Source organism: Agarivorans sp. QJM3NY_29, from assembly GCF_050870835.2.
GTDB lineage: Bacteria > Pseudomonadota > Gammaproteobacteria > Enterobacterales > Celerinatantimonadaceae > Agarivorans.
This window is the reverse complement of the sequence record NZ_CP194036.2, coordinates 2,796,279-2,822,593: the sequence shown is the minus strand read 5'-3', so window position 1 is coordinate 2,822,593 and position 26,315 is coordinate 2,796,279. Positions and strand designations below refer to the sequence as shown.

The following is a 26,315-nucleotide window of genomic DNA, read 5'->3' as shown; positions in this document are numbered from 1 at the left end:
AGAAGAGGGCTTAGCCTTTCGTGAGAAGGTTATTTAGGTTAATAATCGCGGCATTAGCACGAGACACATAATTTGCCATGACCAGCGAATGGTTTGCCACTAAACCAAAACCGGTACCGTTTAGCACCATTGGGCTCCATACTGACTCTTGTGTTGCTTCTAACTCGCGAACGATTTGGCGAACCGCAACGGTGGCATTTTTCTTCTCCAATACACCTTTAAAATCGATTTCTACCGCTTGGAAAAAATGTAGTAAGGCCCAAGCTTCACCGCGCGCCTCGTAAAATACATCGTCAATTTTCCACCAAGAAGTTTTGACTCGAGACTCTGAGGGCGCAAACGTAGACTGAGTGGCACCTTCGTCGCCAGCGAGGCTGGTATTGATCCGCTCTCTACCCACTGACGCTGAGAGTTTTTGTGACATGCCGCCTAAACGAGACTGCACTTCGTTCAACCAATTCACCAGATTATCTGCTCTTGCATAGAACTGAGCGTTTGGATCTTTTGGGTCTGCGAGTTGGCTACGATATTTGAGCAAGGCATTAATCGCACCTTGGTACTCACCTTCGGCACTGGGAAACTGCCAGCTAGTATGATCGATATTAAACTTTGGTTGGGCGATTTTTAGTTGAGGGTGTTCTTCTGACTGAGCCTGAGAGCGGCTAAAATCTTTACGCATGATCAGTGACAAATCGCGGATCTGGTTTAAAGCGCCAAGTTCCCAACTGGGCATATTATCCATGAAAACACTCGGTGGCATCTTGTCGTTGCTAAGGTAGCCACCCGACTTATTTAATAAGGTTTCAGCGACAAATATCAAAGCGGTTGATGTCGCATAGCCCGTCACAACTTGTTCATTGTTTGCCAGTGCTTGCTCTTTCATGTAGCTATTTAGGTCGATACGGTCGGGCTCACTACTCCAAATTACCGCAAAAACATAATTGATGATGACTATCACCAGAAAAATACCGATAACCTTGCGGCCAGTGAGTTGAAACATAGAGACATCCTCAAGCTGATTTAATGTTCTCAGCATAGTCAAGTCGTGAATTTAATCAATAGCTTAAAATAAAACTATGGTCTGCATTAGCGCGACTCATGCAGCATCAATGGCTAGCCTGTCCGTAACTAGCCTACTGTAAATGTATTTAGCGACTAGGTATAGGCTTGTGCCATTTTTGATGACTTTTTGATTTGACCGACTCACCGATTATCGGTTTATATATCGACATTTATATTTACACGGATGTTGTTGATGAAAGGTGTAAATATTGGCGTTTTCTTCTCAGAGCAGTATTTTAAATAAACTGATTACAAGGGGTCTGGTATTGCTTGTTGTGCTGCCTAATACGACTCCTGCGATGGCTCAGTCTCAAGCGATTGAAGTCATAAACCAGCCCTGGTCGGCGGTTTATCTCGATTACTTGCAGGTTTCCGAACCGATGTTGGGGGTGACGCTGTCATTGAATCATTATGACCGAGCTTATCCCAATTGGGGCTACTACTTTGGGTATGCTAAGTCGAAACAACAATCATTGCTTGTGAGTGAACCAGCAGAGGCGCAGCAAGACTCAACAATGCTGAGGCTGGGCTTGAGTTATAGTCTAAGCCACGATTTTAGTATCTATGGCGGTGGAGCCATGCTGGAAAGAAGTATTCACTATACCAGTGGTATTACGCCGATGTGTCGCGATTGTCAGCCGACTTGGCAAACTGATATCGAAAAAAAATGGGGCGCAGAGTTAGGCTTGCGCTACGCGCCAAGCCGTCATTTGATTTTTAGCCTTGGCTACAACGCAATAAGTGAAGGCGGCGTATTTGGCATCGGTTATCGAGGATAGTAAGTCGAGCAATGTGTCCATGGGTTTAAGCGCGCTAGCGATGTGTTGAAAGAGGCTCACTGTGACTCTTATGCGACCGTTTGAGAGCGTTTTTTACAGTTAAAATTGTATTTTTTGTTTGCCTAATCAGCAATGGATGTAGATTTTCAATGCGAGGGCATGGCTTTGTTCTAAGCTGCCCTTGCTTAAAAGCAGCGATCAGTGTCGCTTTTCCTCTCTAATTTTTTGTAAACGCTTTTAGTCCGGCGATGGTTTATTGATCTATTCCAAACTTATTGCAGTTAATCAAAAAATAATGATTAAAAAACAAAGAACACATATATAGTGAACTCATTCGGTGAACGCGTTCACTTTTGTTTTTTAACTCGAGGAACTTTCTCATGAAAGAACATCACAAGATCCTGTTTGAACCCTTTAAAATTGGTAATTTAGAAATAAAAAATCGATTTGTTATGGCGCCGATGGGGCCGGGAGGCTTATGTAGCGCAGATGGTTCGTTTAATGAGAGAGGCGTTGAATATTACGTAGAACGGGCTCGTGGCGGTACTGGCTTGCTTATTACCGGTGTAACCATGGTTGAAAATGAAATAGAAAAATGCGCTTTACCTTCCATGCCTTGTCCCACCTTAAACCCGCTTAATTTTGTCAAAACCGCGAAGATGATGACTGAGCGGATCCATGCTTATGGGTCGAAAATATTTCTACAGTTATCGGCGGGTTTCGGTCGTGTGAGTATTCCATCGATCGTTGGAAATACGGCGGTAGGGCCATCACCCATTCCACATCGTTGGTTGCCCGAGGTAACGTGTCGGGAGTTAAGCATAGAAGAAATTCATCGCTATGTTGGTAAATTTGCTGAGTCGGCGGCAATAGCCAAAAAAGCCGGATTCGATGGTATTGAAATTCACGCGGTCCATGAAGGTTATCTACTCGATCAGTTCGCGATATCATTTTTTAACCAAAGGACTGATCAATACGGTGGTAGTTTGCAGAACCGACTTCGTTTTGCGATTGAAATTGTTCAAGCGATTAAGGCGGAGTGTGGGGCAGATTATCCGGTGTCACTGCGTTATAGCATCAAAAGTTTTATTAAGGATTGGTGTAAGGGCGGTTTACCCAATGAAGAATTTGTTGAAAAAGGTCGAGATATTCAAGAAGGGATCGAAGCGGCTAAAATTTTAGAAGCCGCTGGTTATGATGCTTTTAACGGAGATGTTGGCTCTTATGATTCTTGGTATTGGGCACATCCACCAATGTACCAAGAGAAGGGTTTATACCTGCCTTATAATCAAATTTTGAAAGAAGTACTTCAGGTGCCGGTGATTACGGCAGGGCGAATGGAAAACCCTGATTTGGCAAGCCAAGCCATTCGTGAACGGCAAACTGATTTTATTGCCTTAGGGCGTCCTTTGCTAGCCGATTCAGAGATACCCAACAAAATTAGAGCCGATAAATTCAATAAGGTGCGCCCTTGTCTTTCTTGCCAAGAAGGATGTATGGGTCGATTGGCCAGCTATGCGGTTATCTCCTGCGCGGTAAATCCGGCCTGTGGCCGAGAGTTAGACTATGCGATCACGAACAGCGATCAGCAAAAAAGTGTGTTGGTGGTTGGCGGCGGCCCTGCGGGCTGCGAAGCGGCCCGGGTTGCAGCTCTTCGCGGCCATCGGGTTAAGCTTTACGAAAAAGCATCGCGTTTGGGCGGGAACTTAATTCCGGGCGGGGTACCAGATTTTAAAGAAGATGATCATGATTTGGCAAACTGGTATCAAGCTGAGCTGCAAGATCTCAAAGTAGATGTGCATTTAAATAGTCCATTAAGTAAGGCGATGATTATTGAACAAAATGCGGATGTTGTGATTTTTGCAACCGGTTCAACACCTAGAACATTTGCAATTGATGCTGCAACCAATGTGTATTCGGCTGAAGATGTATTACTTGGTCATCAAGATCCGGGGCAATCGACGTTGATTATTGGCGGCGGTCTAGTTGGTTGTGAGACGGCTTTATGGTTGGCCGATCAAGGGAAGCAGGTTTCATTGGTGGAAATGCAAGGCGATATACTCACCATTGGAGGGCCATTATGTCATGCGAACGAAGACATGTTACGGGACTTAGTGGCTTATAAGAATATCGAATTACTGACCAATTGCGTGGTTTCCGGGGCTACTGAGCAAGGCTTTGTATTGAAGAATTCCGATGGTGAAGAAACTGTTCTGGCTGCGGATTCGGCGATTTTGGCGGTTGGTTATAATTCTCAACGTAATCTTTACGAGTCCTTGCGAAATGAGCTGCCGCAAAGCTACTTGCTGGGGGATGCAAAGCAGGTACAAAATATTATGTATGCGATCTGGGATGCTTATGAAGTAGCAAGGAACATATAGCGGCTATGTTACTTTTTGAGCCACCTTTATAAGCAAAATAAAGGTGGCCAATTTGTCGCATTTTAAGCAGCAATCGACTTTAATAAGCGCTGCATATAAATGTTCATTTCAGCTGATAAGTCCAGATGACCATCATGAAGGCACCAGTTGTAAATGAGTCCGCGTGCCGAAATGAAAAGATACTCTGTTAATCTTTCAGCGCTTGTCGTTTCGTCAATCTGATGGTTTTTTTGTCCTTGTTGGATGATCAAGGTCAGAAACTTTTGCATATTGCGGCCTTTCATAATGAAGAGCTTATTATTGCAGGTATAGAGTTGTTTTACGGTCTGTAAACCGACTTTCAGATGGTATTGAGCGTAGGTTTCAAAGTACTCAAGAATAGCCTCTTTGGTGGTGCTAGTCGTCTTCTGAACGGTATACTTTTCTTCGAAAAAATCATCCGCTTGATCATACATTTCGACAAAAATATCGGTTTTGGTGGCGAAATGCTTATAAAAGGAGCCTACCGAGACCCCTGCACTCGAACAAATATGACTGATGGTAATGTCTTCGATATTCGAGTCATTCATTAAAGCTAAGGCACTGTTATAGAGTTTTTTCTTGGTGATAAGGCTTTTTTGCTGTCTTGAGGTTAATTTTTTATCCATCTACTTCCCAATCTATTTGAACCAGTTATCAAGCCATTGTTGTGTGCCGCTCAGTGTAATACGAGCCCTTATGGATACAAGAGGTATTTTTTATTCTACGCCCAATTGCCCTAGTTCAAGTTGCAAGTGATTAGGGGCTTGTTATCAATTAAGCTGCAAACGAGCAATTGCTGCTCGGTGATTAGTGCATAACTGGCCTGCCAATCTTGGCGCGGCATGGAAACAGAACCTGGGTTAAGCACAAAATGAGAGCCTTCTTGGCTCGCTTGTGGAATATGGCTATGGCCGCTTACGAGTAGGTCGCCTTCAGCCAAAGGCGGCAGCTTGTTTGGTCCGTACTGGTGGCCATGGCAAAGAAACACCTTACGCTTACCGAGTACTAACTGGTTATAGTCGGCTAACAAGGGGAAATCACACAGGGCTTGGTCGACCTCGCTGTCACAATTACCACGTACTGCAATAATACGTTCCGCAATTTTGTTTAAATCTGCTGCTACCGCCAAAGGCGCATAGTGCTCGGGGAGCGGATTACGCGGTCCGTGATTGAGTACATCCCCCAAACAGATAAAATGCGAAGCGCCACTGCGCTCAAAAGCGGCTAGGGTGAGCTGTAAAGCTTGATGGTCGCCATGAATATCGGAACATACAAATAGCATAAATCTTCCTTCCAACCTAAACCTCAATAATATCGTGTTTAGGAAAACAAAATAAGGGCCTTGCTTGGCCATAAAACGTCAATGATTTTAGCGCAAATGAGTCTGTTCGGCAGCCATTGACTTATGCTGTACTGCTAAGTGGTAAGAGGTCGCTACTATATCAATTGCCGCAATTTGTCGGCCACAGCACTTGCCAGCACTCGATGCTCAGCGCCGTTCAGGTGAACCCCATCTTGAGGATCAACCATTACCAGTTTTCCTACATCTAAGAATCCACACTCAAGTGATTTGGCCACGACTTGATAATGCTTTGCTAGCTGCTTGGACTTTTCACTCGCACCCCGAAAGTACTTCGCAAAATTACCGTTGTTATTGACCGTGGGTGGCGCTAGCACGAATACATATGGAGCGGCAATCTGCAGGCTTAGGCAATGCGTTCGTAATTCAACAATCATACGCTGCAGATCTGCGGCAACTTGCTCAGCGCTTAGCTCAAAGGCTGGGTATAGGTCATTGGTGCCTAGCATCATCACCAGCCACTGTGGTTGTTGCTGAGAGACTTTCTCTAACAGCGCTTCAATTCCGCGCTGTAAGCCAAATTCAGTGGCATTTCGGTAGTTGGTGCGGCCGGGCTGACCTTCCTCAATTACCTGGAAATTGTCACCGAGTAAGTTGCCTAATACACCTGGCCAGCGCGCGTGAAGGGGGAGGCGTTGACCATTCTTAGGTGAGTAGCCCCAAGTATTGGAGTCGCCGAAGCAAAGGACTTTAATCATTATCATTTTACCAAGCTATTTTTTTACCGTGATGTATAAACCATCTTGCGTGGTTGCTGCATCGGCTAGACAAGGTCTCATCGGCGGAAACTTGGTGATTACTCTAGCCACATGAGCTTGCTAGCATATTGATCTAAATCGACTTTTTGGCATTATGTCGGATAGTTCAGAGATCAGAAAAACCTGCTTATGCAGGTTTTTTTAACCTTGGTGATTCAATTTCTTAGCTTTGTTTTCGCACGAACTTTGACTTCAGCATCATGCTGCCGTGACCATCTACTTTACAGTCGATGTCGTGGTCTGCATCCACAAAGCGCTTAATCACCGCTTTGGTGCCTACTTTTAATACTAAAGAAGAGCCTTTCACTTTTAGATCTTTAATCAAGGTCACTTTGTCGTCTTCAGCCAATAGGTTACCTACCGCGTCTTTTAATACAATAGCATCAGGGTCCACTGCTACTTCGTTTGGGTTCCACTCATGCGCGCACTCTGGGCAAATAAGTAGTGAACCATCTTGGTAAACATAGGCTGATTCACATTTAGGGCAAGGAGGGATATCGCTCATGGTAAGTTCTCTTTAGTCTTCAATTTAGGGTGGCTTTTTGAAACAGTTATACCTAAGCCAAAGTTGGCTTTAGGCGACTAGTAGCCGTATTTTGTGGGGCTATTATAGGGAAGATTGCGTCAGTCAGCTAGTTAAACAGGCCAACCAAGGTATAGTCGTTAATATCTGATCGGTCATATCCCTTTGAGTATTCCAATTACAATGGCTAAGTTGTCTAATTTTGTTGCGGTTAAAAATGGGATTATTACCATAGCAGCAGGCTTAACTGTAACATCATCATTATTGGAGATTGCGATGTTCGCTACATCTGTTGGCTGGGTAGTGGGTAGTGGGTAGTGGCTAGTGGCTAGTGGTATTGGCTTAACCGTGGGTTACTTTGCAGCAGTTACCGGAGATGTGATAGGACGGTCACTAGCAACGGAAGCGTATGACTTGGTATTAGCTTAATCACCTCATAGGATAAACAATCATGATTAATTTAAATTCTCTCGCCTCGATAACAATGTTCTTTATTTTTAAACTGGGGGATAGCGACGAGAGTCTTTAGAAAAATGAGTGTTCGCTATTTGGACCATAAGCTCGTGGAGCAAGGCTGCGGACCAGCAATACGGGATAAAGCTTACGGTGCTCGCATTATCACTTACGCTATAGTGATTGTAAATAAAGAGCTAAAAGCCCCCCCTTAGTTGATGAGCGGTTAAGCGTCATGCGCGCAGCAAAGATATAAAATTAGCATGGTATTACAATTTTTCATCTCTGGTTTTGTATCTTTCAGCGGCAATTTATTATTTCATCGTCATTAATCAATTGTGGTTCTGGATATAGCCTACTAAGTAATTGTTATCGCTATTTTTTAGAAGATTAAATAATGAGTATTTAACTCGTAAAGTCTGATTCGATGAGCAATCAAGTGAAACAAAAAAGCCTCTTTAATAGAGGCTTTATAAGGTTAAATCATAAAAAAGTTACTTGTGCCTAGCCTGCAAACAAGCCACGACTTCATCAAAACCGACTTCTTGTTTTTCTAGCAATACCAGCAAGTGATAGAGTAAATCAGAGCTTTCGTTGACCAGTTCTTCGCGGTCGTTGGCCATGGCCGCTAGCGCCACTTCTACGCCTTCTTCACCGACTTTTTGGCAAATCCGTTTGGTGCCGCGAGCAAATAGGCTCGCGGTGTAGCTTTGTTCTGGGTCGGCTAACTTCCGTTCAGCCAATACCGCTTGCAGTTGGGCAATAAAGGTAAGCTTCGGCTCGCTGTGGCCGTCAAAACAGCTTTGGGTTCCTTTGTGACAGGTGGGGCCAATCGGCTCTACTGCCACTAGTAGGGTGTCTTGGTCACAGTCTAGGCTGATGCTTTTTAGCTGAAGCACATTACCTGAGGTTTCCCCCTTGGTCCACAGTCGCTGTTTGCTGCGACTAAAGAAGGTGACCTGTTTGCTTTCAAGGGTTTTTGCTAGCGCATCTGAATTCATATAGCCGAGCATCAAAACTTGACCACTGTGGTCGTTTTGTACCACGGCAGGGATCAAGCCTTCAACTTTGTCCCAATCGATTTGTTGGTTTAACTGTTCAAATTGGCTCATAGTCGAATTGCCACCTGTTGTTGTTTGAGATATTGCTTGAGTTCGCCAATATCAATAATGCTTTTATGAAATACGCTGGCGGCGAGTGCGCCATCGACGTCGGAAATTTTAAAGGCGTCTTTAAAATGCTGCATTTCGCCGGCTCCGCCAGAGGCGATTAAGGGCACATGACAAATCTCACGCACTCGGCTGAGTTGTTCTAAATCGTAACCTTGGCGCACCCCATCCTGGTTCATGACATTGAGTACAATTTCGCCAGCGCCACGAGCTTGCACTTCTTTCACCCAATCAAAGGTGTTCCAGGTGGTGGTCACGGTGCGTTTTTCATCGCCAGTAAATTGTTTCACTTGGTATTGTTGGGTTTCTTCGCAGTAGTAAGAATCGATACCGACCACGATGCACTGCACGCCAAATTTGTCGGCCAGTTTAGTAATTAAACTTGGATCGGCTAAAGCAGGGGAGTTAATCGAGATCTTGTCGGCACCGTTTTGCAAGGTGCGGTTGGCGTCTTCGATGGTTTTAATACCGCCGGCGACACAAAAGGGAATGTCGATCACTTCGGCAACACGGCTGACCCAACTTTTATCCACCACCCGCTGATCAGAGCTGGCGGTAATATCGTAAAACACCAGTTCGTCGGCGCCTTCTTCAGCGTAACGTTTCGCCAGTGGCACGATGTCGCCAATAATTTCGTGGTTTCGAAATTTCACGCCTTTAACCACCATGCCGTCTTTGACGTCTAGGCAGGGAATTATTCGTTTAGCGAGCATTATTGCCTCCTTGCTGCCAACAAGCGATGGCTTGTTTTACGGTAAACTTGCCTTCTAACAGCGCTCGGCCAACAATCACCCCAGCGACACCAGTGTCGGTTAAGGCTGCTATGTCATCTAAGTTGCCAATGCCACCAGAACTTTGCCACTGAATATCTGGATACTGAGCACATAACTCGCGGTATAAACTGACGTTTGAACCCTCGAGAGTGCCGTCTTTAGAAATGTCGGTACATAAGACGTGTTTCAGGCCCACCGGGGCGTAAATTGCCACTAACTCTTCAATGGTCACGCCGCTATCTTCTTGCCAGCCCGATACCGCGACCACTTTGTTGCCCTGCGCGTCGATGTTAATGTCTAGTGCTAGCACAATGTGCTCGGCGCCGTATTTTTCCATCCACTGCGCCACAACTTGTGGCTGTTTAACGGCAGTGGAGCCGATCACTACTCGTTCTGCGCCCGCATCGAGTAAGTCTTTTACGTCTTGCTCACTGCGTACACCGCCACCAATCTGAATTTTTGCGGGGGTGTTTTTAAGCAGCTGAGCGATTACGTCGAGTTGGCGAGCGCTGGTATCTTTAGCACCATCTAAGTCGACTAGGTGTAACCAATCAGCGCCTTGGCTGTGGTAGTCCGAAAACTGGGCTTGCGGGTCGTCCCCATAAATGGTTTTTTGCGCGTAATCTCCTTGGAACAAACGCACAATCTTTCCGTCGATGAGATCTAAAGCAGGAATGATCATGTTACATCTCCAAGAAGTTTTTAATTAATTGCGCACCGGCCTGACCGCTGCGCTCTGGGTGAAACTGCACACCGTAAAAGTTGTCTTTGTTTACTGCAGCAGTAAAGGCGTTACCATAATCGCACTGGGCAATGGTGGCATCGTTAACGGGCAAGGCGTAGCTGTGTACGAAGTAGAAGTAACTGCCGGCTTCAATGTCTTTAAACAGCGGATGACCAGTTTTAGGCTGAATTTGGTTCCACCCCATGTGTGGCAAGCGTTGGCCTGCGTTAGGCTTCATTAAGCTTACGGTGCCGGGTACCAGGCCTAAACAGGGAACGGGTTCCAGCGCTTCTTTCGCACCGCCTTCAATGGAGAATTCGGCCAGCATTTGCATGCCTAAACAAATCCCTAGAAGTGGCTTTTTCACTTGTTTGACTAAGTCAATCAGCTCTCGATCGGCTAAGTTTTTCATGGCTTCGGTGGCGGTACCTACACCGGGTAGAAACAGCTTGTCTGCGGCAAGAATCACCTGAGGGTCACGGCTGACCGTGACCGGAAATCCCAAGCGTTCTACGGCAAACTTTACCGATGAAAGGTTGGCACATCCGGTATCAATAATTACATTCATTGTTGTTCCTTAACCTATAAGGTGCCTTTGCTACTTGGCAATGCATCGCCAGATTTAACAATCGCCTGGCCTAGCGCCCGCCCAAAGACTTTAAACAGCGCTTCAACCATGTGATGGGTATTTTTCCCAGTGGTTTCCAGATGCAGAGTACAGGCCATCGCATCACTCAGTGAGCGGAAAAAATGCGGCACCATCTCGGTAGCAAAGTCACCAATCGCGGCACGTGGAAAATCGGCTTTAAATTCCAAATGCGCTCGTCCACTTAAATCTAAGGCGCATTGGGCTAAACACTCATCCATGGGCAACACAAAACCAAAACGGCCAATCCCCCGCTTGTCGCCTAAGGCGACTTTTAAAGCCTGGCCCAGTGCGATTGCGGTGTCTTCTACGCTGTGATGATCATCGATGTGATAATCGCCGATGACCTTACAATTGAGCTGGAAGCCGGCGTGGGTGGCGATTTGATCGAGCATGTGGTCGAAGAAACCAAGGCCGGTATCAATTTGGCTGCCACCGGCATTGTCTAAGTCGACGGCAATGCTAATTTGGGTTTCTTTGGTATTGCGCTCAACGCTGGCTTTACGGCCCCGTTGGGTGAGCCGCTTTTCAATGGTGGGCCAGTTTAAGCCGTCCCGTTGATATTGCAGACCTTCCAGTCCCATATTTTCGGCCAGCTGCATATCGGTATGGCGGTCGCCAATCACGTAGGAGTTGGCAAAATCAATCACGCCGCTTTTCAGGTAGTCTTTGACCAAGCCGAGTTTGGGTTTGCGACAGCTACAGTTATCGGCGTCAAAGTGCGGACAAACCAGTACTGCATCAAATTGGATCCCCTGCGACTCGAAAATGTCCATCATGTAGTTTTGCGCGAGGTGAAAATCAGCTTCTGGAAAGCTGTCGGTGCCTAGGCCATCCTGATTGGTCACCATGACCAAGCGATAGCCGTTGGCTTGTAACTTGAGTAATACCGGGATCACTTGAGGCTCCAGTTTTACTTTCTCTACACTATCAACCTGCTTGTCGGTGATGGGTTCGTCGATCATGGTGCCATCGCGGTCGATGAATAAGATTTTTTGTTTTACCTGGCTCACTTAGCTTCGCTCCAATCCTTGAATCGCTTTCAGTGTAATTGACACTTCTTGCTGGTTACCAATACTCATTCGAATACAATTGTCTAAACGCGGTTTGTTGGCAAAGTCTCGCAGTACAATGCCTTGCTCGCCCAGTGCTTTAAAGATGCGGGCAGAGTCGTCAAAACGGATCAAAATGTAGTTGCCAGTGGCAGGGAAAATTTGTTTTACAATCTTCAGTCTGCTTAATTCATCCACGGCTTGACTGCGGATCGTGTTCAAGGATGCTACTCGCTCGCGCATGATTTTTAGCCCATCGGTAGTCAGGGCTTTGGCTGCAATTTCGGCCACTGGGCGGGCAATAGGATAGGGTGCAATCACCTTACTCATCACTTCAATCACTTCCGCATTGGCGAGGGTAAATCCACAACGCAGGCCAGCCAAGGCAAAGGCTTTTGACAAGGTACGGGTAATCACTAAGTTGTCGAAGTCGGTCAGTAAACCCTGCACACTTTGTTCTGCGCAAAACTCAATGTAGGCTTCATCAACCACCACCAGTGCTTTATCGCGTTGTGCCTCTAACACCTTACTGAGTTTGGCGTGGTCTAACATAGAACCGGTCGGATTATTGGGGGCACATAGAAAGATGATTTTGCTGTCTATTGCTGCCAAAGCGCTATAGTCAGGGTTAAAATCACTATCTAATTCGACGGTTTTTACCTCAACCCCGATGGTTTCGGCACTCACTGAATACATGCCATAGGTTGGGCTACAAATGACTACGCTGTCTTGGTTTGGCTCACAAAAGGCCCGGATCAGCACTTCAATGGCTTCATCGGCACCGCGACTGGCCAACACTTGTGATGGCGAAACCCCGGCATAAGCGGCATAGCCGTTAATCAGCGCTGCTGGTTGAAACTCTGGGTAACGATTGAGCTGGTCACCGTCGTAGTTAAAATCACTTACCTCTGGGCTTTCGTTGGCGTTGAGCCAGACTTCACCGCTGCCACCAATGCGACGTGCACTTTGATAGGGAACCAGCGCCTGAATTTTCTTGCGGGCTAATAATGAGACTGACATATTATTGCTCCTCACCTAAACGGATAGTGACGGCGCGGCGGTGGGCATCGAGCCCCTCAGCGTCGGCAATCGGTACGACAGCGGCGCTTAAGTCTTTTAAGCCTTGTTGAGTTAATTCTTGAACAGTGAAGCGCTTCATAAAATCTAAGGTACCTAAGCTTGAATAAGTCCGGGTATAACCGTAGGTTGGCAAGGTGTGATTGGTGCCACTGGCATAGTCACCCACCGATTCTGGCGTCCACTCACCCAAGAAGATGCTGCCGGCATTTTCTAACTGGGGTAATAGCTGGCGAGCTTGCTCGGTCTGTACAATCAGGTGCTCGGGGCCATAAAGATTATTCACTTGAACCGCTTGTTGTAAATCGTCGACCACAATCGCAGTGCTGTGCGATAAGGCTTGATCGGCAATATTAGTTCGACTGAGCAAGCTAAGTTGACGTGTTAACTCTTGATTCACTGCCGCCGCTTGCGCCTCAGCGGTGGTCACCAAAATAACTTGCGAATCGGGCCCGTGCTCTGCTTGTGACAGTAAGTCGGCGGCAACAAAAGCGGGGTTCGCTTGTTCGTCAGCAATCACCAATACTTCCGAGGGGCCAGCGGGCATGTCGATGGCGGCGCCGGCGTGGTCGGTATTTACTTGTTGCTTGGCCTGAGTCACAAAGGCATTGCCGGGGCCAAAAATTTTGTCGACCTTAGCCACGCTCTCGGTGCCATAGGCCATCGCGGCAATCGCTTGTGCGCCGCCAGCTGAATAGATTTCGTCAACACCACACAGTTTGGCGGTGTATAGAATTTCTGGTGCAATCGGCGGCGGTGAGCAGAGCACTACCTTTTTACAACCAGCTATTTGGGCTGGAATGGCCAACATTAATACCGTAGAGGGCAGTGGCGCGGTGCCGCCCGGAACATACAAACCGACTTGAGCAATGGCGGCGTAGTGCATTTCGCAGCGCACCCCTGCTTGGGTTTCCAGACTAAAGCCTTGCGGCTTCTGTGCTTGGTGAAATACTTCGATATTGGCCTTCGCTTGGGCGACGGCGCTTTTAAACTCTGTACTTAAATTATCTCCAGCAGCATCGATTTGTTGCTGGCTCACACGAACTTGCGACAGCGTGGTCTTGTCAAACTTAGTGGCAAGCGCAATTAACGCTTGGTCACCTTGGCGACGCACAGTATTGATCACGTCGCTGACAATCGCGGCAGTATCTTGCGAGCTATTGACCGCTGGCCGCGATAAGACTTGTTGCTGTTGTTCGGTAGTTAAGCGATTCCAAATGACCGTTTGCATGGCTTTTATCTCAACATTTTCTCGATTGGCATGACTAAAATAGAGCTCGCTCCTAAGGCTTTTAACTTCTCCATGGTTTCCCAGAATAAATTCTCGGTACTGACCACATGGAGTGCCACCTTCTCTTCATCGCCGGCTAAGGCTAATACGGTGGGATGCTCGCTGCCTGGCAGTAGGTCAACGATTTGTTCGAGATGGGTCTTCGGTGCATGCAACATGATGTATTTGCTTTCTTTGGCTTCCATGGTGCCTTGCATGCGCAGTAATAGCTTGTCTAATAGTGTTTGGTGTTCGTCACTGAGTTTGTTTTTAGACTTAATTAGTACGGCTTGAGAGCGGTAAATCACTTCGACTTCTTTTAAGCCATTGGCTTCAAGAGTGGCACCAGTTGAGACTAAGTCACAGATGGCATCGGCGAGTCCTGCACGAGTGGCAACTTCAACAGAGCCGGCTAACATACAAGTTGAGAAGGGGACGCCTTGTTGGTCTAAGTAGCGTTTTAAGATCCCAGGGTAGCTGGTAGCGATGCGTTTATTGGCCAGGCATTGTGGGCCAGTGTAGTCAAATTCTTCAGCCACTGCGATGGAGAAACGGCAATCGCCAAAGTCTAAACGTTTTAATACTTCGCAGTCGGTAGGCTCATCTTTAGCACTACGTAGCATGGTTTCTTCTTCAAGTACGTTTTCCCCCACGATGCCAAAATCGACCACGCCATCCATGACTAAGCCCGGAATATCGTCATCACGAACCCGTAACAAGTCGACGGGCATGTTTTCAGAGTGGGCAATCAGGCGTTGTTGACGAAGGTTGATCTTCATCCCGCAGCTTCTTAATAGTGCCTGAGAATCATCGCTTAAGCGTCCGGATTTTTGGATGGCGATGCGTAGTCGTTTTTGCTCTGTCATGTTTATGTCCCTAATTATAAAACTAAAAAACCCCCGGGAGGATTACCTTCCGGGGGTTTACAATATTTTATATTCTACCACCGGAAGCTATTCATAAGCTCCCAGCTGATAACCGCCTGAAGCTTACTCTGGATGATGGTGGTGGTGATGCTTCATTTGGTTAAAAATCATGTTACGTTCCTGTCAACGTTAGTTTGCCTTAGTGGCAAATTCTGCCCATAAAGTTACCAAGCTAGCGCTAAATTGCAACCTTTTTTCCACAGTTTTTGTTAAACAGTTCAAGTTGTGCAAAAAATAGCCGATAATTAGGTGGAGAGCGTCTATAGGAGAACGATCGTGAGCCAAGATGCGATTTTACCCATTTTGCCGAGGCCGCTGGCGAAGCCTGATGGCCAAAAGCCACCATTGCGTACCACGAAGGTGGAAAAGAAAAGCAAGTTATCGGCCCATAACGACATCCAAGTTCGGCCTAAATCCCAAGCCGTGCCAAGTCAGCATAAGAAAAAACCTGACGAGGATGAACAGCATGATATTGATCTGTTTGTTTAGAGACGGCTTAGCTACGAGTGTGATTTTTATTCAGCTCAATTCGACATACGGCGACCTAGCGTATACGGTTTTATTGGATATTGCTTGCGGCCATGCTCTGTTATCGCGGTGTAAACGTTAAGGGATTTGGGCAGTAAAATTAGTCCGAAGCAGTCTCCTTGACTAACATTTTTGTCTCAAGGTTTGGTCTAGGGTTTGTGGGCTGGTATAGTTGCGGCGACTATTGCCTACCGGAATTTAGATTGAAACAGCACTACTTTGCCAACGACGGACTGCTCTCTCAAGCCATCCCAGGGTTTTCACCTCGTCCCCAACAGCAGCAAATGGCTGAATCTGTTTCTGCAACGATTAAGCAACGCACCAGTCTGTTGGTTGAAGCGGGGACCGGCACTGGTAAAACCTACGCTTATTTAGTTCCGGCGATGGACAGCGGCAAAAAAATAGTCATCAGCACCGGAAGCAAAGCCTTACAAGACCAGCTGTTTAATAAAGACTTACCAAAAATGCAAAAGGCTTTGGCTTACGCTAAATCAGTGGCTTTATTAAAAGGACGTTCCAATTACTTGTGCATTGAACGGCTAAATAGCTTTTCGCACTACAGTAGCGGTCAAGATCGCCAAACCTTGGCCGAGTTAGTGAAAATTAAGCGCTGGGCGCAGGGCAGTGAATCTGGAGATATTGGTGATTTAGGTCCGGTTGCTGAGCGCTCCGATGTATTTCCTCTGATTACCAGCAGCAATGATAATTGTCTTGGCCGTGATTGCCCATCTTATAAAGACTGTTATTTAGTGAAGGCACGAAATCGAGCACTAGAAGCAGATTTAGTGGTGGTGAATCATCATTTGTTTTTTGCCGATATGGTGGTAAAAGAAACCGGATTTGGTGAATTGATCCCTGAAGCCGATGCCTTTATCTTCGATGAAGCACATCAGCTGCCTGATATTGCAGCCAGCTATTTTGGTCAGCATTTTTCCAGTCGGCAGATCTTAGATTTATGCAAAGACATCGAGCTGAGCTATAAAACCGAATTGCGTGACATGGCGCAGTTGTCCAAAGCGGCTAAGAAGTTGGAACAACGCATTCGAGAGTGCCGACTAGCCTTCGAAGGCTTGCGTGATAGAGGCGAGTGGCGTCCATTGGCTAAACAAAGCCGCTTTGCTGAAATGATGCGTCATTTGCATGAAGACATGGATTTTGTTTATCAAGTGTTAAAGTTAGCGCTGTCTCGTTGTGAGCTTGCGGATAGTTGCTTTGAGCGTTTAGCGAGAATGCGTTTGTTATTTGAGAAGGTGATGGACGTCGATAAAACGGGCTATAGCTATTGGTACGAAACGTCTCGCTTACATTTTACCTTAAACATTACCCCGCTCAATATTGCTGAACGTTTTATGAATGAAGTTAAGCAACGCGAAGCGGCCTGGATCTTTACCTCTGCAACGCTTGCAGTTGATGGTAACTTTGAGCATTTTCAAACTCAAATGGGCTTGAGCGATGCAGAGAGTATGTTATTGGATAGCCCCTTTGATTATCAGAAGCAAGCCTTATTATGTGTGCCTCGTTATCTTCCCGAAACCAAACAACATAATTCAGAACAGCTCATGTTAGATCAATTAGCGCCAGTGATAGAAGCCAATCAAGGCCGATGTTTCTTCTTGTGTACCAGTCATCGGATGATCCAAAAGGTTGCGACGGAGCTACGTCAGCGTACCGAATTATTGGTATTGGTGCAGGGCGAGGCTGGTAAACAAGAGTTGCTTAGCCAATTTGTCACCGATGGCCACGCGGTGTTGGTTGCCACTAGCACTTTCTGGGAAGGGGTTGACGTTCCAGGCAAGGCACTGTCTTGTGTCATTATCGATAAACTACCGTTTGCAGCTCCCGATGATCCTTTATTGAAAGCGAAAAGTGAGGATTGTCGTTTACGTGGCGGAGATCCTTTTCGTCAGGTATATTTGCCGCAAGCCGTGATAAGCCTTAAACAAGGCGTGGGGCGATTGATACGTACCCAAGCGGATCATGGCGTGGTGATTATCTGCGATAATCGCTTGGTAAACCGTGATTATGGTGCCTTGTTTATTAGCAGCCTACCGGCTATGCCCCGAACCAGAGAACTGTCAAAAGTTTTAGAATTTGTAAAAAATAACGCTGAGGAAACATGACAGCAAATATACTCGCTTTAGATACATCGACTGAAAATTGTTCCGTCGCCTTGCAATGGCAGGGACAAATTTATAGTCAGCAAGAATACAGCCCTCGAGATCACACCCAAAAGATTTTGCCTTTTGTCGAGCAAATATTAGCAGCGGCTGGCGCGAGCCTGAAACAGCTTGATGCTATTGCCTTTGGTCGTGGTCCAGGCAGTTTTACGGGAGTACGCATTGGTGTCGCTACGGCGCAGGGCTTAGCCTTTGGTGCCGATAAGCCGATGATCGCGGTCTCCACTTTACAGGCGATGGCGCAAGCCGCTTATCAGCAACATCAGTCTCAAACTTGTTATGCTGCTATTGATGCGCGTATGGGGGAAATTTATTGGGGCCAATACCAACTCAGCGATGGTTTAATGGTGTTAGCAGGAGAAGAGCAGGTGATTAAGCCTGAGTTAATGACGTCGAGCGATACACCGGGAGCCGCTGTCGGAACTGGCTGGCAAACTTATCAAACTTTATTATCGGGTCAATTTTCTGGCGCAGAGCGACTCGATTCAGTACTTTACCCTTCGGCACGAGATATGCTTGTATATGCGCAGTGGGCATTTGCCAATCGCTGCCTTGTGAGTGCAGAGAAAGCCGAACCGGTTTATCTTCGCGATAAAGTCACTTGGCAGAAGCTTCCCGGTAGAGTTTAAACAAAAGGACGATGAGCGTGAAAATACAGGGCCTTGGCCAGCCCATACCGCAGCAATCGAAAACTCAGCAACGAGTCGCGGGCACCGAACTCAGTGTGGCAACGAAAGCCACTAAAGGCGTGGTACCTTGGGCGGGAATGGATGAACAAAGCGTTGAAAAACTACGTTATGAGCATGCTCAAGGCAGTGCTGATCACGCTGTGTCTCATTATCAGGATGTCGCGAATCAACTCAAACGTCAGCAAGTGAATGAGATGTTTGGCATCGATTTGTTCGCTTAGCCTAGTACATACCCGTCAGCATGTTGATTGAATCCCAGTTACCAATAAGCCAGCTTTGTTACCTTGAGCAAACCGCAGATAGCCCATTTTGCTTGGTGATGCTTCATGGCTGGATGGACAATGCCGCCAGTTTTATTCCTCTGCTCCAGTCGCTCCCTGATTATCATTGTATTGCTCTTGATTTCCCCGGCCATGGTCACTCACCACATCGCCAAGGTCACTATCATTTTGTTGACTATGTGGATGATCTATTTAGCGCTTTAAGCGAATTGAATTTAAACAAGCCTATCATCTTGGTGGGCCATTCTTTAGGTGCTTTGGTGGCGAGTACTTATGCTGCCGCTTTTGGGGAAGGTTTACTGGCACTGATTGCGATAGACGGCTTGGGGCCTTTGAGTTTGCCGATCTCAAATACGACGACTCATCTGACTGACGCTATTCGTGAACGCCATCGACCGATGTCGGTCAGGGGGTTTACTGACTTAAATCAGGCGATTAGATTGCGGTCAAGAAGCAATGGTTTGAGTCAGGAAAATAGTCGGCTGTTAGTTACCCGAGCCACCAAGCAGAGCCAGGGTTTATGGTATTGGCGACATGATCCCAAGCTGAAATTGAGCTCTCCCCTGCGCTTTAGTGAGTCGCAAGCAAAACAAATTTGTCAGTCAATTCAACGACCCTGTTTGTTGATTGCGGCACAAGAACATCCTTTGCTGAGCGCCGAATTTATCCGTCAGCGACAAACTTGGTTTAGCCAATTATCTATAGTTGAATTGGTCGGCGGCCATCATTTACATATGCAAAACTCTGCGGCTTGCGCAGCATTGATGAACAACTATATTCAAACGATTGTTTGAACTGCTTCACTGTTTTCGATCTAAATTTATCTCCATATTGTTAAAATATTGTTATTCCAAGGTTGCCGTGAAACAATCGTTTGAAATTTGGCGCGTCGAGTCTAATCGGCTCGTTGAGTCAGTGCATTATTAAATTCACAATAAGCCAAATTGGCAAATTATAATTAATGGAATATAAATGTTTAGGAGAGCTGCGTGGATAAGGTTTGGTTAAATCGATACCCCAAGGATGTGCCTGCAGAAATAGACTCTTCGCGTTATCAAACGCTGCTCGATGCATTTGAAGAGGGGGTCACTAAGCATGCCGATAGAGTTGCGTTTATTAATATGGGGCAGGTGCTTACCTATCGCAAGCTAGAGCAGCAATCTCGTGCTTTCGCCGCCTATTTGCAACATGAGTTACAACTTAAACAGGGTGATCGGGTGGCCCTGATGATGCCGAATTTGTTGCAGTATCCCATTTGTTTATTCGGAGCGTTACGTGCTGGTTTGGTGGTGGTGAATGTCAACCCCCTGTATACGCCGCGTGAGCTGAAACATCAGCTCAATGATAGTGGTGCAAAAGCGATTGTGATTGTGTCTAATTTTGCCCACATCCTCGAAGAAATTGTCGATGAAACTGGCGTTGAACACGTTATTCTGAGTCGTTTAGGTGACCAGCTTTCGGCAACGAAACGAACGTTAGTTAATTTTGTGATTAAGTACGTTAAAAAAATGGTACCCAAGTATCATTTGCCGCATGCGCAATCTTTGCGTTATGTATTAGCGAAAGGTGAGCATCTGCAGTATGTCCGACCGGAGCTTTCTACTGATGATTTAGCCTTCTTGCAATATACAGGGGGGACCACAGGAGTCGCCAAAGGGGCAATGCTTTCGCATCGTAATATGGTCTCAAACTTGCTGCAGGCTTTGGCTATTGTTGGTCCGTGTTTGCGAGAAGGGAAGGAAGTGGTGGTAACCGCTTTGCCGCTATACCATATCTTTGCGTTAACCGCTAACTGTATGGTTTTTTTCGCGCTGGGCTGTCAAAACCTATTGATTACTAATCCACGAGATATCCCTACCTTTGTGAAGGAACTGACAAAAGTACCGTTCACCGCAATTACAGGAGTGAATACTTTATTCAATGCTTTATTGAATGATCCCAACTTTGCTCAGTTGGATTTTTCTCGGCTCAGATTATCTTTAGGTGGTGGGATGTCGGTACAGCGTGCAGTGGCTGAACGTTGGCAAAATGTCACAGGTTCTCGTCTTATTGAAGGTTATGGATTAACAGAGTGTGCGCCGTTGGTGACGGTTTGTCCTTACGATTTAGAGGCCTATAACGGCAGTATTGGTTTACCTGCGCCATCTACCGATATTAAGTTGGTAAATGATGCGGGAGAAGAAGTTGCCGAAGGAGAGTCTGGGGAGATTTTAGTGAAAGGCCCGCAGGTAATGGGAGGCTATTGGCAGCGCCCAGAAGCGACCGCAGAGGCCATGCCCGGAGGCTGGTTTGCCACCGGCGATATTGCGACCATCGATCACCAGGGTTTTTTACATATTGTGGATCGGAAAAAAGATATGATTCTAGTTTCAGGATTTAATGTTTTCCCGAACGAAATTGAAGCAGTGATTGCTGGCAATCATAAAGTACTCGAAGTGGCGGCGGTGGGCGTACCAAACGAGGTGTGTGGCGAAGTCGTGAAGGTTTTCATTGTTAAAAAAGATGATTCACTAACCGAAAAACAAGTGTTGTCTCATTGTCGAGAGTTGTTAACGGGCTACAAAGTTCCTAAGTTAATAGAGTTTCGTGATGAATTACCGAAAACAAATGTCGGTAAGATCTTACGTCGAGCCTTGCGTGCCGAGGCATAAACCGTAAAATGAAGGCTAATTAGATGTTTTCCCTTAGGACGCCGCAATTTTGGCAGACGCAAACTTTGAAATGATCGATACAGAGGCGCAACTTGCGCCTCTGTTAGCTTATTTAAATCAACAGCCCCCTCTGACACTGGCCCTCGATACTGAATTTGTTCGAACTAGGACCTACTACGCACATTTGGGTTTACTACAGATTTATGATGGTGTGACTTGTTATCTCATCGACCCGCTTAGTTTAGATATGCAGCTCTTATGGCAGGCGCTAGCCAAGCATCACTGGGTGTTGCATGCCTTTAGTGAAGATTTAGAGATCATTCAGCGGCTTAGTGGCCAGTTTGGACTGTCGGTATTTGATACTCAGGTGGGGGCGGCGTTTCTCGGTCATGGGATCAGCTTAGGCTATCAGCGGTTTATTGATACCGAGTTAGGTATTCAATTGGATAAAGGGGAGTCGCGCACCGATTGGCTTGCGCGGCCGCTGCGAGCCTCTCAATTAGATTATGCGGCTTTAGACGTTATCTATTTATTGCCCGCGTACTTTAAAATTAAGCAACAGCTGGAACAACTGGACCGTTATGACGCGGCTTTAGAGGAAAGTGCTCGCTTAGCCGCCCAAAAACAACAAGCGAATAAGTCGGAAGATGCTTATAAAGAGATCAAGAATGCTTGGAAGTTGAATCCTCAACAACTTGCAGTACTTAAAGTTTTGAGTGATTGGAGAATGAAACAAGCGATGAGTCGCGATTTAGCCATTAATAACGTGGTACATGGCGATAATTTATGGGCTTTAGCCCGTTATCAGCCAAGCAATATGGAACAATTACAACAGCTTAATTTACCTGCACAAGAGTTGCGGATCCATGGACATCGTTTATTGAAGTTAGTACATCAAGCAAAGCAGCTTACGGCCAGTGATTATCCTCAAGCGATCAAGCGTATTGTTGACTATCCAGATTACAAGCAAAAGATCCAAGCATTGAAATTGGTTGTGACCAAAGTGGCAGAGGAGTCAGGTTTGCCTGAGGATGTATTGGCTAGCAAAAAAGTATTAAATCAGTATTTAGCTTGGTTATGGAAGATGCAACCGTCAGCAACAAAGTTACCTTTGTTGCTGACGGGATGGCGCCAACCGCTATTTGCTAATCACGTTGCTCAGGAAGCGTGATGTTAAGCTCTAATACGCTGATGTCATCGCTCTTATTATCAAGACTGACTTGGACCTGATCGGACTCGATGGCTACGTATTTTTTTATCACTTCGATGATATCTTGTTTCATCGCTGGCAAGTAATCGGGGCCACTGCGTTGGCCACGTTCATGGGCGACAATGATTTGCAGTCGTTCTTTGGCGGTTTGCGCCGTTTTAGACTGTTTTGAGGTTCGAAAGTAGTCTAAAAGAGACATTGTTATCCTCCAAATAAACGGCTAAATAAGCCTTTTTTCTGTTCTTCTAGGAAACGAAAGTCGACAGTTTCGCCAATTAGCCTGGCCACTGCATCTGAGTAGGCAAGACCTGCGTCACTTTGGGTATCAAGGATCACTGGCTCACCAGAGTTTGATGCCTTGAGAACCGCAGGCGATTCGGGTATGACTCCCAATAAGGGGATCGCCAATATGTCTTGCACATCTTCAACACTAAGCATGTCACCTCGATTCACGCGTTCTGGATGGTAGCGGGTGAGTAGCAAATGTTCTTTCACTGGCTCTTTACCTTGTTCTGCACGTTGTGATTTACTAGCAAGCATGCCAAGGATCCGATCGGAATCGCGAACCGATGAGACTTCTGGATTGGTGGTGACAATCGCTTCATCAGCAAAGTACAGAGCCATAATCGCCCCAGTTTCGATCCCTGCAGGGGAATCACAGACTATGTAATCAAAATCTTGGGTGGCTAAATCTTCTAATACCTTCTGAACGCCTTCTTTAGTGAGCGCGTCTTTATCACGAGTCTGCGATGCTGGTAAAATAAATAGATTTTCGGTGCGTTTATCTTTAATCAATGATTGACTGAGGTTCGCTTCGCCTTTGATCACGTTCACGAAGTCGTATACGACTCGTCGTTCACATCCCATAATAAGATCAAGATTACGTAAACCGATGTCGAAATCGATGATTACAGTTTTAAAACCTTTGATGGCGAGACCTGTTCCAATTGCGGCGCTGGAAGTTGTTTTCCCAACGCCACCCTTCCCGGAGGTCACGACGATAATTTTAGCCATTATCTTTCCTTTATAAATTGCTTAATTCAGCTAAGCCAAATTATTAAATACGATTTGCTGATTTTCTATTTGAATGCACTGGGGCAAGTTCGCGTGCTCTCCAATTTGTTCATGCAGCATATAAGTGCCTGCAATAGAAATTAGTTCAGCTTGTAAATTTTGACAGAATATTTTGCTATCTTTTCGACCACTGGCGCCAGCGATGGCTCTTCCACGGAGAGCGCCATAAATATGAATGTTGCCATCGGCAATTACTTCTGCGCCATTACCCACTGAGCCAATAATAACTAAATCTGTGTTTTGTGCGTAAATTTGTTGCCCTGAGCGGATTTGACCTCGGACGACTTTACAAGGGGGCGTTGGAGCTTGGGTGACGATTTCAGCAGCTGGTTCCTGCTTCGGCTCTGGTTTCGCCGCAACTTGCTGTCCACCGCTAGTCATCACAGCTAAACCTGCGGCTCGAGCTGCAATTTTTTGCTCGTTATTACTACAGCCAGTGACGCCAACTAAGACAAAATCTTGAGTTTCAACAACTTCTTTCAACTGTAAGAAGTCAAAATTTGTTTCGACTTCACTCACATTGACAACGATAGGCGCACAATTAAAAAACTGAGGGGCCTGTGCGACCTTCTCCATCAGCTTATTATTTAACGACTCTAAATCATTTTTTCCGAGGTAAACAACAGAAAGGGTGAAGTTTGTCCCTTTAAATTCTATTTCCTGTCCGGACATGAACAGCAGATTCCTTTTTACATTTGTATTGTAGCGATGACGCCACACTAAATATTCTGATATAGTCAGGGTTTTAGCATAACCCGATCAACCCCTAGGATACTAACATTTTCATGTTCTGTGCAGTCTATAAAAGTCTCAAAAAACAGCAAACTTATCTTTATATTGAGAAGAAGGACGATTTTTCTAAAGTTCCCGATTCATTGATGGCTTTAATGGGGGCTAAAGAGTTAGTCATGTTGGTTCCCAAACGACCCACTAAGGACTTTTCCTGCGTGAGTATTGAGTCGCTAGAGCTGGCTTTTAAAGAACCGGGTTACTATTTACAACTTCCCCCGCCTCCTGAGAATTATCTTAAGCAGCACTTAGCTGCACAAGCCAAGGCCAAGTTATCCAAGAAGGAAAGTGAGTGAAAAAATTTTTAGCAAGTTTGTTATTCTCCGTGGCCTTTTCTGCTCAGGCTGACCCTGGCTTCGACGCTTATGTTGAACAATTGAAAATAGATGCGGCTGAAAGGGGGATCTCTCAAGCAACCATTGAGGCGGCGTTTGATGGCGTTAAGTTTTACCCGCGTGCAGTGAAGGCCGATAAGCAACAACCCGAGTTTAAGTTAACCTTAGACACTTATTTGCCTAGAGCAATACCGAGTTGGAAGGTACAACAAGCGAGAGCCCTCTACAAAAAGCATTACCCTTTGCTCAAACAGTTGGAAAAAAAGTATGCGGTTCAGCCGCGCTTTATAGTGGCTTTGTGGGGGGTAGAGTCTAATTTTGGTAAGTTTACTGGTAACTATAATGTGGTTTCGGCTTTAGCCACTATGTCCTATGAAGGTCGCCGTGAAGCTTTCTTTAAAAAAGAATTGATGCATGCTTTGGACATTTTGCAGCAAGGGCACATCAGCGCTGCGAAGATGAAAGGTTCTTGGGCAGGAGCAATGGGCCAGGTGCAATTTATGCCGAGTTCATTTGTGCACTATGCGCAAGACTTCGATGGCGATGGTCATAAGGATATTTGGAATAATACTGCCGATGCCTTAGCTTCCGCAGCAAATTATTTAGCTCAAAGTGGTTGGCATCATGATTTAACTTGGGGACGTCAGGTACAGTTACCGAAAGGCTTTGATTCTAAATATAGTGGCCTCGCGACCAAAAAGAGTTTGAGTGAATGGCAGGCTTTAGGGGTACGCCGTTATGATGGCGCCGATCTACCGATACGAGACATCCAAGCGTCAATTGTTCAGCCAGATGATGCCCACGGCCGAGCTTATTTGGCTTACGCTAATTATGAAGTACTGATGAAGTGGAATCGCTCACACTATTTCGTGGCGGCTGTCGGTACTTTAGCCGATCGTATTTCTTATCCTCCGGTGTTTTAATATGTATCAACATATAGATGAACAAGGACGAGTTTTGCCCCTGGCGGCGAATAAAGCCGTTTGTGTCGGGCAAAACTACTTGGCTCACATGCGAGAAATGGGTGGCCAGCCGGTGAAACAAGCGCTGTTTTTTATTAAGCCAAATAGTGCCTTTGTCAACTTAACCGAGCACTTAGTCATTGCTGGCCTAAGTGGTGCTGTGCACTATGAGCTAGAGCTGGCATTGTTAATTAGTAAACCATTAAAGAATGCTAAACCAGAGCAGCTTGATGCCGCGGTTTGGGGTTATGCTGCAGCGTTAGATCTAACCTTGCGTGACCAGCAGGCCGAGTTGAAAAAGCAAGGGCATCCGTGGGAGCGGGCAAAAGCGTTTGATGGCAGTTGTGTACTTAGCTACTTTAAGCCAATAAATGGTTTAAATGAGTTAGCAGACGTGGCTTTGAGCTTTGAGCAGAATGGTCAGGTTAAGCAGCAAGGTTCAACCGGACAAATGATCCGTGACATGTCTAGTTTACTTTGCGAAGCCTCTAGTTGTTTTACCTTACAACCAGGTGACGTTTTGTTAACCGGCACGCCTGCTGGTGTTGGGCCATTAAATCAGGCTGATAATTTAGTGATAAAGGTGGCGGGAATTTCTGCCACAACAGAGGTTGTTTTAAGTGAGTGATGTTCGGTTTTGGGAAA

At 46.0% G+C, this 26,315-nt stretch carries 28 protein-coding genes and 1 other annotated feature; of the genes, 12 read left to right on the top strand and 16 right to left on the bottom strand.

Annotated elements, in window-relative coordinates:
- Window positions 1-10: 10 nt before the first annotated feature.
- Entirely contained in the window at window positions 11-1,000 is a 990-nt protein-coding gene (locus ACRRS0_RS12875) for a DUF2333 family protein (RefSeq protein ID WP_432452788.1), read from the bottom strand.
- A gap of 271 nt (window positions 1,001-1,271) precedes the next feature.
- Between ACRRS0_RS12875 and ACRRS0_RS12870 the strand changes: the two genes are divergently transcribed.
- The gene (locus ACRRS0_RS12870) at window positions 1,272-1,841 is read left to right on the top strand and encodes a TonB-dependent receptor (RefSeq protein WP_432452789.1); all 570 of its coding nucleotides are present in this window, start codon (window positions 1,272-1,274) and stop codon (window positions 1,839-1,841) included.
- Between the two features lie 380 nt (window positions 1,842-2,221).
- Entirely contained in the window at window positions 2,222-4,222 is a 2,001-nt protein-coding gene (locus tag ACRRS0_RS12865; protein ID WP_432452790.1) for an oxidoreductase, read from the top strand.
- Between the two features lie 62 nt (window positions 4,223-4,284).
- Here the strand turns inward: ACRRS0_RS12865 and ACRRS0_RS12860 are convergent, their stop codons facing one another.
- From ACRRS0_RS12860 to hisG, 12 genes are all read right to left on the bottom strand, one after another.
- Complete coding sequence (locus tag ACRRS0_RS12860; RefSeq protein WP_432452791.1) at window positions 4,285-4,869, bottom strand: TetR/AcrR family transcriptional regulator; 585 nt, start codon at window positions 4,867-4,869, stop codon at window positions 4,285-4,287.
- A 110-nt stretch (window positions 4,870-4,979) separates the two neighbouring features.
- Window positions 4,980-5,525 (bottom strand): phosphodiesterase, encoded by a 546-nt coding sequence (gene yfcE / locus ACRRS0_RS12855; protein WP_432452792.1) that lies wholly within the window; start codon window positions 5,523-5,525, stop codon window positions 4,980-4,982.
- 155 nt (window positions 5,526-5,680) lie between these two features.
- Window positions 5,681-6,301 carry a GDSL-type esterase/lipase family protein gene (locus ACRRS0_RS12850; protein WP_432452793.1) on the bottom strand — a complete coding sequence of 207 codons (621 nt, stop codon included), beginning with the start codon at window positions 6,299-6,301 and terminating at the stop codon, window positions 5,681-5,683.
- A 223-nt stretch (window positions 6,302-6,524) separates the two neighbouring features.
- Complete coding sequence (locus tag ACRRS0_RS12845; protein ID WP_432452794.1) at window positions 6,525-6,866, bottom strand: zinc ribbon domain-containing protein YjdM; 342 nt, start codon at window positions 6,864-6,866, stop codon at window positions 6,525-6,527.
- A 965-nt stretch (window positions 6,867-7,831) separates the two neighbouring features.
- Window positions 7,832-8,449 carry a bifunctional phosphoribosyl-AMP cyclohydrolase/phosphoribosyl-ATP diphosphatase HisIE gene (hisIE, locus tag ACRRS0_RS12840; RefSeq protein ID WP_432452795.1) on the bottom strand — a complete coding sequence of 206 codons (618 nt, stop codon included), beginning with the start codon at window positions 8,447-8,449 and terminating at the stop codon, window positions 7,832-7,834.
- Window positions 8,446-9,219 carry an imidazole glycerol phosphate synthase subunit HisF gene (gene hisF, locus ACRRS0_RS12835; protein ID WP_432452796.1) on the bottom strand — a complete coding sequence of 258 codons (774 nt, stop codon included), beginning with the start codon at window positions 9,217-9,219 and terminating at the stop codon, window positions 8,446-8,448. Before hisF ends, hisIE begins: the two co-directional genes overlap by 4 nt.
- The gene (hisA, locus tag ACRRS0_RS12830; RefSeq protein ID WP_432452797.1) at window positions 9,209-9,961 is read right to left on the bottom strand and encodes a 1-(5-phosphoribosyl)-5-[(5-phosphoribosylamino)methylideneamino]imidazole-4-carboxamide isomerase; all 753 of its coding nucleotides are present in this window, start codon (window positions 9,959-9,961) and stop codon (window positions 9,209-9,211) included. The genes hisF and hisA overlap by 11 nt, the downstream gene beginning before the upstream one ends.
- A gap of 1 nt (window position 9,962) precedes the next feature.
- On the bottom strand, window positions 9,963-10,571 hold the full coding sequence (gene hisH, locus ACRRS0_RS12825) for an imidazole glycerol phosphate synthase subunit HisH (RefSeq protein ID WP_432452798.1): 609 nt from the start codon (window positions 10,569-10,571) through the stop codon (window positions 9,963-9,965).
- Between the two features lie 14 nt (window positions 10,572-10,585).
- Complete coding sequence (gene hisB, locus ACRRS0_RS12820; protein WP_432469669.1) at window positions 10,586-11,662, bottom strand: bifunctional histidinol-phosphatase/imidazoleglycerol-phosphate dehydratase HisB; 1,077 nt, start codon at window positions 11,660-11,662, stop codon at window positions 10,586-10,588.
- Window positions 11,663-12,721, bottom strand: a complete 1,059-nt coding sequence (gene hisC / locus ACRRS0_RS12815) for a histidinol-phosphate transaminase (RefSeq protein WP_432452799.1) — start codon at window positions 12,719-12,721, stop codon at window positions 11,663-11,665.
- Between the two features lies 1 nt (window position 12,722).
- Window positions 12,723-14,009: a histidinol dehydrogenase gene (gene hisD / locus ACRRS0_RS12810; RefSeq protein WP_432452800.1), complete on the bottom strand. Its 1,287-nt coding sequence runs from the start codon at window positions 14,007-14,009 to the stop codon at window positions 12,723-12,725.
- A 5-nt stretch (window positions 14,010-14,014) separates the two neighbouring features.
- On the bottom strand, window positions 14,015-14,914 hold the full coding sequence (hisG, locus tag ACRRS0_RS12805; RefSeq protein WP_432452801.1) for an ATP phosphoribosyltransferase: 900 nt from the start codon (window positions 14,912-14,914) through the stop codon (window positions 14,015-14,017).
- Between the two features lie 21 nt (window positions 14,915-14,935).
- Window positions 14,936-15,062: a sequence feature (His leader region), on the bottom strand.
- A 188-nt stretch (window positions 15,063-15,250) separates the two neighbouring features.
- Here hisG and ACRRS0_RS12800 point away from each other — a divergent pair.
- From ACRRS0_RS12800 to rnd, 7 genes are all read left to right on the top strand, one after another.
- Window positions 15,251-15,463 (top strand): hypothetical protein, encoded by a 213-nt coding sequence (locus ACRRS0_RS12800; RefSeq protein WP_432452802.1) that lies wholly within the window; start codon window positions 15,251-15,253, stop codon window positions 15,461-15,463.
- Between the two features lie 158 nt (window positions 15,464-15,621).
- Window positions 15,622-17,622, top strand: coding sequence for an ATP-dependent DNA helicase (locus ACRRS0_RS12795; protein ID WP_432452803.1), 2,001 nt, complete (start codon window positions 15,622-15,624; stop codon window positions 17,620-17,622).
- Window positions 17,619-18,308, top strand: a complete 690-nt coding sequence (gene tsaB, locus ACRRS0_RS12790) for a tRNA (adenosine(37)-N6)-threonylcarbamoyltransferase complex dimerization subunit type 1 TsaB (protein ID WP_432452804.1) — start codon at window positions 17,619-17,621, stop codon at window positions 18,306-18,308. Before ACRRS0_RS12795 ends, tsaB begins: the two co-directional genes overlap by 4 nt.
- 17 nt (window positions 18,309-18,325) lie before the next feature.
- Window positions 18,326-18,589: a hypothetical protein gene (locus ACRRS0_RS12785; RefSeq protein WP_432452805.1), complete on the top strand. Its 264-nt coding sequence runs from the start codon at window positions 18,326-18,328 to the stop codon at window positions 18,587-18,589.
- A 20-nt stretch (window positions 18,590-18,609) separates the two neighbouring features.
- The gene (locus tag ACRRS0_RS12780) at window positions 18,610-19,443 is read left to right on the top strand and encodes an alpha/beta fold hydrolase (protein ID WP_432452806.1); all 834 of its coding nucleotides are present in this window, start codon (window positions 18,610-18,612) and stop codon (window positions 19,441-19,443) included.
- 195 nt (window positions 19,444-19,638) lie between these two features.
- Window positions 19,639-21,300 (top strand): long-chain-fatty-acid--CoA ligase FadD, encoded by a 1,662-nt coding sequence (gene fadD / locus ACRRS0_RS12775; RefSeq protein ID WP_432452807.1) that lies wholly within the window; start codon window positions 19,639-19,641, stop codon window positions 21,298-21,300.
- A 49-nt stretch (window positions 21,301-21,349) separates the two neighbouring features.
- The gene (gene rnd / locus ACRRS0_RS12770) at window positions 21,350-22,471 is read left to right on the top strand and encodes a ribonuclease D (protein ID WP_432452808.1); all 1,122 of its coding nucleotides are present in this window, start codon (window positions 21,350-21,352) and stop codon (window positions 22,469-22,471) included.
- Here rnd and minE read toward each other — a convergent pair.
- From minE to minC, 3 genes are read right to left on the bottom strand one after another with little or no spacing between them, the layout of a single operon-like run.
- Window positions 22,446-22,709 (bottom strand): cell division topological specificity factor MinE, encoded by a 264-nt coding sequence (minE, locus tag ACRRS0_RS12765; RefSeq protein ID WP_432452809.1) that lies wholly within the window; start codon window positions 22,707-22,709, stop codon window positions 22,446-22,448. The genes rnd and minE overlap by 26 nt on opposite strands.
- Before the next feature lie 2 nt (window positions 22,710-22,711).
- Complete coding sequence (gene minD / locus ACRRS0_RS12760) at window positions 22,712-23,524, bottom strand: septum site-determining protein MinD (protein WP_432452810.1); 813 nt, start codon at window positions 23,522-23,524, stop codon at window positions 22,712-22,714.
- Window positions 23,525-23,554: 30 nt separating this feature from the next.
- Window positions 23,555-24,256, bottom strand: a complete 702-nt coding sequence (gene minC / locus ACRRS0_RS12755; RefSeq protein WP_432452812.1) for a septum site-determining protein MinC — start codon at window positions 24,254-24,256, stop codon at window positions 23,555-23,557.
- Window positions 24,257-24,369: 113 nt separating this feature from the next.
- Between minC and ACRRS0_RS12750 the strand changes: the two genes are divergently transcribed.
- The 3 genes from ACRRS0_RS12750 to ACRRS0_RS12740 are packed head-to-tail and all read left to right on the top strand — an operon-like array spanning window position 24,370 to window position 26,298.
- Window positions 24,370-24,669, top strand: coding sequence for a YcgL domain-containing protein (locus ACRRS0_RS12750; RefSeq protein ID WP_432452814.1), 300 nt, complete (start codon window positions 24,370-24,372; stop codon window positions 24,667-24,669).
- The gene (locus ACRRS0_RS12745; protein ID WP_432452815.1) at window positions 24,666-25,631 is read left to right on the top strand and encodes a lytic murein transglycosylase; all 966 of its coding nucleotides are present in this window, start codon (window positions 24,666-24,668) and stop codon (window positions 25,629-25,631) included. Before ACRRS0_RS12750 ends, ACRRS0_RS12745 begins: the two co-directional genes overlap by 4 nt.
- 1 nt (window position 25,632) lies before the next feature.
- On the top strand, window positions 25,633-26,298 hold the full coding sequence (locus ACRRS0_RS12740; protein ID WP_432452816.1) for a fumarylacetoacetate hydrolase family protein: 666 nt from the start codon (window positions 25,633-25,635) through the stop codon (window positions 26,296-26,298).
- The last annotated feature ends 17 nt before the right edge of the window (window positions 26,299-26,315 follow it).